This is a genomic window from Thalassotalea sp. G20_0 (assembly GCF_017744175.1).
In the GTDB taxonomy this organism is placed as follows: domain Bacteria; phylum Pseudomonadota; class Gammaproteobacteria; order Pseudomonadales; family Endozoicomonadaceae; genus Endozoicomonas.
Genome location: NZ_JAGHQV010000096.1, coordinates 1 through 6,046 on the forward strand (window position 1 = coordinate 1; position 6,046 = coordinate 6,046).

General features: G+C 47.0%; 6 protein-coding genes. 2 read left to right on the forward strand and 4 right to left on the reverse strand.

Features of this window, described 5'->3' with window-relative positions; all coding sequences use genetic code 11:
- The first annotated feature begins 777 nt into the window (after window positions 1–777).
- Complete coding sequence (locus J7438_RS24340; protein WP_209204711.1) at window positions 778–1,572, forward strand: hypothetical protein; 795 nt, start codon at window positions 778–780, stop codon at window positions 1,570–1,572.
- Window positions 1,573–1,657: 85 nt separating this feature from the next.
- Here J7438_RS24340 and J7438_RS24345 read toward each other — a convergent pair whose 3' ends face one another.
- Window positions 1,658–1,891: a hypothetical protein gene (locus J7438_RS24345; protein ID WP_209278647.1), complete on the reverse strand. Its 234-nt coding sequence runs from the start codon at window positions 1,889–1,891 to the stop codon at window positions 1,658–1,660.
- A gap of 643 nt (window positions 1,892–2,534) precedes the next feature.
- On the opposite strand from J7438_RS24345, the gene J7438_RS24350 reads away from it, so the two are divergent.
- Window positions 2,535–4,274 (forward strand): ankyrin repeat domain-containing protein, encoded by a 1,740-nt coding sequence (locus J7438_RS24350; RefSeq protein WP_209278648.1) that lies wholly within the window; start codon window positions 2,535–2,537, stop codon window positions 4,272–4,274.
- Between the two features lie 77 nt (window positions 4,275–4,351).
- Here the strand turns inward: J7438_RS24350 and J7438_RS24355 are convergent, their stop codons facing one another.
- The 3 genes from J7438_RS24355 to J7438_RS24365 all read right to left on the reverse strand — a co-directional run.
- Entirely contained in the window at window positions 4,352–4,585 is a 234-nt protein-coding gene (locus J7438_RS24355) for a hypothetical protein (protein WP_209278649.1), read from the reverse strand.
- On the reverse strand, window positions 4,585–5,178 hold the full coding sequence (locus J7438_RS24360; protein WP_209278650.1) for a hypothetical protein: 594 nt from the start codon (window positions 5,176–5,178) through the stop codon (window positions 4,585–4,587). The genes J7438_RS24355 and J7438_RS24360 overlap by 1 nt, the downstream gene beginning before the upstream one ends.
- Window positions 5,179–5,343: 165 nt before the next feature.
- Window positions 5,344–6,046: hypothetical protein (locus J7438_RS24365; protein WP_209278651.1), on the reverse strand; the 703-nt coding region annotated here is incomplete at its 5' end.

Consider the following 6,046-nt stretch of genomic DNA (forward strand, 5'->3'; position numbering starts at 1 on the left):
GCAAAACTCGCTTCCGGCTGATGGTTAATCTTTACCGGGTGGGAGTCGAACCCACTGGATTTCAACGAATGATTTCAGTTCACAGAACCTCCCACATTCTCAGGCTTCGCCTGTCGCCATCAAGACCTGACCCGTTTTCCGCTGAGATCCTGATTTGTTATATGCTTATCCATGGTTCGCTCCGTTTCTTATTCTGGGCTCTTTTTAGAGTGAGCCCACTCCGGCTTTTGTTTTACCAACGACCTGAGCGGTAAGGATGCAGCGCAGCAAGCAACCCGCTTCTGCCTTACAGGGACGAGTTGTTTCAGCGGTATTTGATAACCTCTCGGCCGCCCCAGTTACTGTAACAGTCCGGTGAGAGGTTATGGACTGCTTTCTTTTCCTTAAATCATGTTTGGTGGATGAGCTTTCAGGCGAGCAGGTAGCCGATGATTTCTCTTTGCAACAATCAACAGTACCACCTGTAATCTTGCAGGAAAATTTGTCTCCATTGGCAAAAACTCCTACTGATAATGCAAATTTGTCAGTAAGTTATCAGCGAGCCATGAGGCTGTTCGAGAATAGCGACGTTAGCCGGGATTGCAAAAAATTAGGATGAAAGTTTCTGAGACGGCAATAATCCTAATTTCCGCAATAACTCAATGAAACTAAAACGTTGAATGGAGGTCAAATTCGTCACCTTTAACGGATCATCCGAAACTGTTGAAAACAGGTCATTTCAAATCGGTGCTCACAATTTGAAAAAATTAGTGGCTCTATGGTTTTAAGGAGGTTGTTATGAACAATACCTCTTCGTTAGGATATCGCTACCAGATAAAAGAGCCTTCGGGTACAGACGACAGCAATAAAGCAAATAACGGGGCTAGCCATTCTGCAACAACAGAAGTATTACATGACCGGAAGGGCTCTGCTTTGCTTCACAGGAGGAAGATTCAGGCCATAACCAATACACCCGATATTGCAGGTGAGACCACTGATGGCGTTTTTTTGAGCGAAAAGTTCAAGAAAAGTATAACCAAATTAAAACACTATTCTTCCAAGGCTAAAAAAGAGATTGGCTTGATTGTCAGATTTAATAATAATGATATATTTGCTGATGTTTTCTGGAGCGAACAATATAATTATATTCATCAACCAACAGTATCTTTAGGCTACAAAAGGGAAAAGGCTACAAAAGTTGTTTTAAAAAAATCCGGTTATGAAAAAAGTACAGCTCAGCCTGATTTGGGAGGCCACTGTGAGGAAATTTTTATCCGTTCATGGGATAGAATAATAAAATATAATGACTGTAACCCAAAGGTAGTGGATGTTGTAATATCTCACAGTCCTTGTATGAACCATTCAGCTTTATTTTTAGATAATAGTGGACACTTATGGCCTGCCGGCTGCTCACCTAAACTTTACAAATTAATTTCAGAACAAAAACAAGTGAACCAATGGAATATAATTTATGTCCAGAAAAACTCTGACCACTGTGCTGATGCAGCAATTGCAAAACTGAACAGACACCCAAGAGTCAGAATATTTAACTGCAAAATTAGTACCGAAGTTTCACTTTCACGGGTAATCTGAGTACCGATTTAGTTGAGAACCGAATGCCCTAGCGAAAACCAGGGTCGAAAACCAGGGTCGGGTCCTGATTCTTGATCTGATCGTCTTACACCTCCACTTCGTACCGCGCCAGATTCGGCGCAGTACCTTTTATTTCCCCATCCTGAATAAATACCTTCTGCCCCACACTAACACCCTCCCCCTTAACCGTAATAACCGAACCATTCCGAAGCTCTGCCTGACTGGTGCCATTGCCATTGTTGGCGGTAATGGTGGCGACATTCCGCACCCCTTCAGGAATCAGAACCTTGAACTGTTGCCAGTTGTTAGTGGTTGCCATCCGTTGCATACCGGATAAACGATGATTGTCTGGTGAAAGTTGGTCCGTAGCTGACTGTTGGATTTTAACGACAATCTCCTTGTTAAAAATTCTGTTTTTTGGTGAACTTACTCCGCTGATTTTTTGTCCTACTCGAAGTTTTGGGTCATTCAATTAGGCTAAATCGATGAATGGTGTCGGTAGAAACTGGTATGATGTCCTCTCTAATTGTTCTATTTGTCATGAAGAAGTGCATACCGGGCAACTTGGTGGGCGATCAGTAGTCAAAACAGAGTGCGAAGTCCATCAAATTGGGCACTTGGAATGTATACGCGACTTTTTTAAACGACATAAAAAAGCGGATAAGTGTATTTGTGGACCGGGCATGTCCTTGCGTCGAAATGAAAAGCCATTGTTAGAGGATGCCTGTCAAAAGGGGAACTTGGAAGCTCTTAAGTTGGGACTTGAACTGAAACCTGAAGGCGACGTCACTTCTGCTCTTTCCGCTGCAGCAAGAGCGGTAGCTGAAGCTGAAGCTAGTGGGCAAACTGATAGCCAGGACTACACCGAGTGCTTCCGGACTTTGTCGAGTGCTATTCAAAATCACGCGGATGAACATAAAAAATTGTGTGCCCAATTAGCAACATTGGCGACAGGAGTTGGAGTGGCCATAGCTGGATTGACCACAGTTGAAGCGGCAGCTTTCAGTGCAAAGTTTGTTGCGCTTTGTGAAATTGTGGGTGAAATTGCGAATATGTATATTACCGGATTTCCAATGGGGACGGTGATGTCGATGGTTGGTTTTGGATCTCTGCTATCTTCGTGGGATCTCTCAGCTTTCCCACATATCATAGCATCTATTTCAGTATTATCAGGTTCGGTATTATTAGGCAGTGCTACATCAAACCTGGCATACAACGTAGGTGAAAATATCGGGAAAAAAAGGGGCAACGCAATTTATCTTGAGGACGGTAACACCCCCCTGCATATTGCTTCTAAAAACAACGCTTACCAATGCGTGAGTACTCTGGTTGATCAGTGGGCAGGTCGAGATCAGCAAAAATGGAGAATTATAAAATTAGCTTTCTCGACGATCATGAATGCTATTTCCGGTGGCATATCCGCATCTATGCCGGATTTTATGGAAAGATCAAATGATTCTTATAACGATTTATTTCTTCTGACTCACAGGTGGGATGTTAACACCGCCAATCAGAATGGCCATACACCTTTGCACTTTGCTGCTGAGAATAATAGCGCCAGATGCTTGGATGCCTTGCTCGGGGCTGGAGCTAACATCAATGCCACTGATAGCAAAGGCTGGACGGCTCTTCACTTCGCTGCTCAAAACGGCCATAAAGAATCCGTCGAAAAGTTGCTGTGCTTTAAATCTGATCTCAAATTTGATATCAAGAATAACGATGGCGCGACGGCTCTCGACTTAGCTTGCCGCAAGGGCCACGAAGAGATTGCCATAGTATTGTCGGGCATTAACCGATCCAAGTTCATTCAGGGTTTACACTCTGCTGCCCTCCTTGGCAACACAGAGGCCATCCAGAAATTGCTGACCATTGCCCCCTCACTGGCCAATGAGAAGGATACATATGGCAAAACGGCTCTCCACGATGCTGCTTATTGGGGCCAAACAGGGGCCATCCAGACATTGCTGACCATGGTTCCCTCACTGGCCAAAGAGAAGGATAGCTCTGGCGAAACGGCTCTCCACACAGCAGCTCGTAATGGCCAAACAGGGGCCATCCAGACATTGCTTAACTTTGACCTCTCACTGGCCAATGAGAAGGGTAACGATGGCAAAACGGCTCTCCACGAAGCTGCTTTTTGGGGCCAAACAGGGGCCATCCAGACATTGCTGACCATTGCCCCCTCACTGGCCAATGAGAAGGATAAATTTGACGAAACGGCTCTCCACACAGTAGCTCGTAATGGCCAAACAGGGGCCATCCAGACATTGCTGACCATTGCCCCCTCACAGGCCAATGAGAAGGATACATATGGCCTAACGGCTCTCCACACAGCTGCTCTTAATGGCCAAACAGGGGCCATCCAGACATTGCTGACCATGGTTCCCTCACTGGCCAAAGAGAAGGATAGCCTTGGCCAAACGGCTCTCCATACAGCTGCTTTTAGGGACAAAACAGAGGCCATCCAGAAATTGCTAACCATGGTTCCCTCACTGGCCAAAGAGAAGGATAAAGATGGCCAAACGGCTCTCCACAGAGCTGCTTGTTATGGCAAAAAAGAGGCCATCCAGACATTGCTGGACTTTGACCTCTCACTGGTCAAAAAGGAGGATAAAGATGGCCAAACGGCTCTCGACAAAGCTGCTAGTTGTAACCACACAAAGTGCAAGAAACTTCTTGAACTCTATCAAGAAGCTTCTTGAACTCTATAAAGCCTAACCATCGGGCTGCCTTCTAAAGTGAGCAATAAAATTGCGCAGAGAACCGATTCTTGATTATTTCAAACCTCCACCTCATACTGCGCCAAGCTCGGCGCAGTACTTTTTATCTCCCCGTCCTGAATAAATGCCCTCTGTCCGGATGAAATTGACTCGCCCTTGACGGTAATCACCGAACCATCCCGGAGCGTTGCCTGACTGGTGCCGTTGCCGTTATTGGCGGTAATGGTGGCAACGATGCGAACGCCTTCAGGAATCAGCGCCTTGAACTGTTGCCAGATGTTAGTGGTTGCCATTAGTAGTGCCTCTCCAATTCAATGGTTTGAATAACGGTCCCTACCCCACTTGCACTAATACTGGTGGCCAGACACAGGGCTTTCCAGTTGCCGCTCTCTCCTAAAACAGTATCCTGAACCTCGACCAGCATACCGGGCTCAATTAAACCGGGTGCTGTGTTGATATCAGTCAATGGTAGTTCGATGGTGGTAATGCTCTGGTTGCCCCCCTTAGCCAACTCATTCCGGCCTCGCTCAGTATTGACCTGCATTTCCGTGAGCCAGTCTTCCAGAATATCGGGAGCCGGGTTATCGCCATTGGTTCCGGTTCGCTTCACATTGACCGCCACGCCAGCATTAGTCCCGGAAACATAGACCGCATTGTAAGCCTGCTCCGGTCGCCAGTTGGCGCTCAAACTGATCACCATACTGGCCGGAACGATCTTATCCATTGTGGCGGTATCCCAGTGCCAAGGGCTGGCCGGGTATCGGGGCTGAATGCTCACCTGGTCATTATCACGGCTTGGGATAATCACTGATCCTGCTGTGGTTGCGACTTTGGCCACCACCTGCATAGCGGTCTGGTTCTGATAGCTAAATGAGCCTCCGGGCATAATCCAATCCGGTGTACTGTAGTCGTTCAGATCGGGATAGGTAGCGGTAAAGCCGCTCTCTTCAAAAAAAGGGGCCAGTTCTTCGTTAATGGCCTGTTTGGCGTTTAGGTTGGCGCTGTTGCTCTTGCTTCGTTGTGGCGCATAAGGCGCTGCAAGCAGTTGGGTTCAGCTGCTGGCATGCAAGGTGTAGCGTTCATCTCCAAAACGCCGGTAAGTGCTGTAACGTTCAATAATGAAGATCCATTTCCAGCCGTTTATATCGACCTCTATTTGCTTCGGACCGTTCTCGTCCGGTTCCACCAGTGCAATATTGGAAGCACCCCACAGCTGACCGGTAAAGCTCCATGAGAAGCTATCAATATTCAGGCTGATTTCCATTGATGGCAGTTCCAGCGGTGTCCGGGATGGCAGTACGACGGTGGTAATGATGCTCATAAGCAGATAACTCTCCTTGATCTCTGGCTGTTCCGGCTTTGGCTTTTCAATCACCTCCGGGTCTGTCTCGCCGTCATAGTTGCCGGTTACCGTTTCATCCCTGGCTTTCTGGCCAAAGCCCCACGGCAGGATAATCGGTTGATCCTCTGCTCGGTTTCTCTGGAAGGTAAAGTGGCGTTTGCTATCAATGGGGACAGCAGCAGTTTCTTCTTTAAAAGCACCAATCTGGAAAAATACCGAGCCATTGCCTTGTGGCTGATACTCCCGATCCTTAAAGGTAAAATTCAGCGGTTGTTGTGGGTGAACATAGGCAGGGCTTTTTGTCTCGCTGTTCCGGTATAGATCAACCGACTGCATGCCTTCGGATACGTTGCTATCCCTCTCAGGTGGATGGTTCCAAGGGAAGGCCTGTTCCTGATCCTGGGCTTGAATG

What these genes read in the sequence shown, in the direction of transcription:
- J7438_RS24345 (WP_209278647.1), bottom strand. Translation starts at nt 1,891, where the DNA reads ATGGCAACCACTAACAACTGGCAACAGTTCAAGGTTCTGATTCCTGAA.
- J7438_RS24360 (WP_209278650.1), bottom strand. Translation starts at nt 5,178, where the DNA reads ATGCCCGGAGGCTCATTTAGCTATCAGAACCAGACCGCTATGCAGGTG.
- J7438_RS24355 (WP_209278649.1), bottom strand. Translation starts at nt 4,585, where the DNA reads ATGGCAACCACTAACATCTGGCAACAGTTCAAGGCGCTGATTCCTGAA.
- J7438_RS24340 (WP_209204711.1), top strand. Translation starts at nt 778, where the DNA reads ATGAACAATACCTCTTCGTTAGGATATCGCTACCAGATAAAAGAGCCT.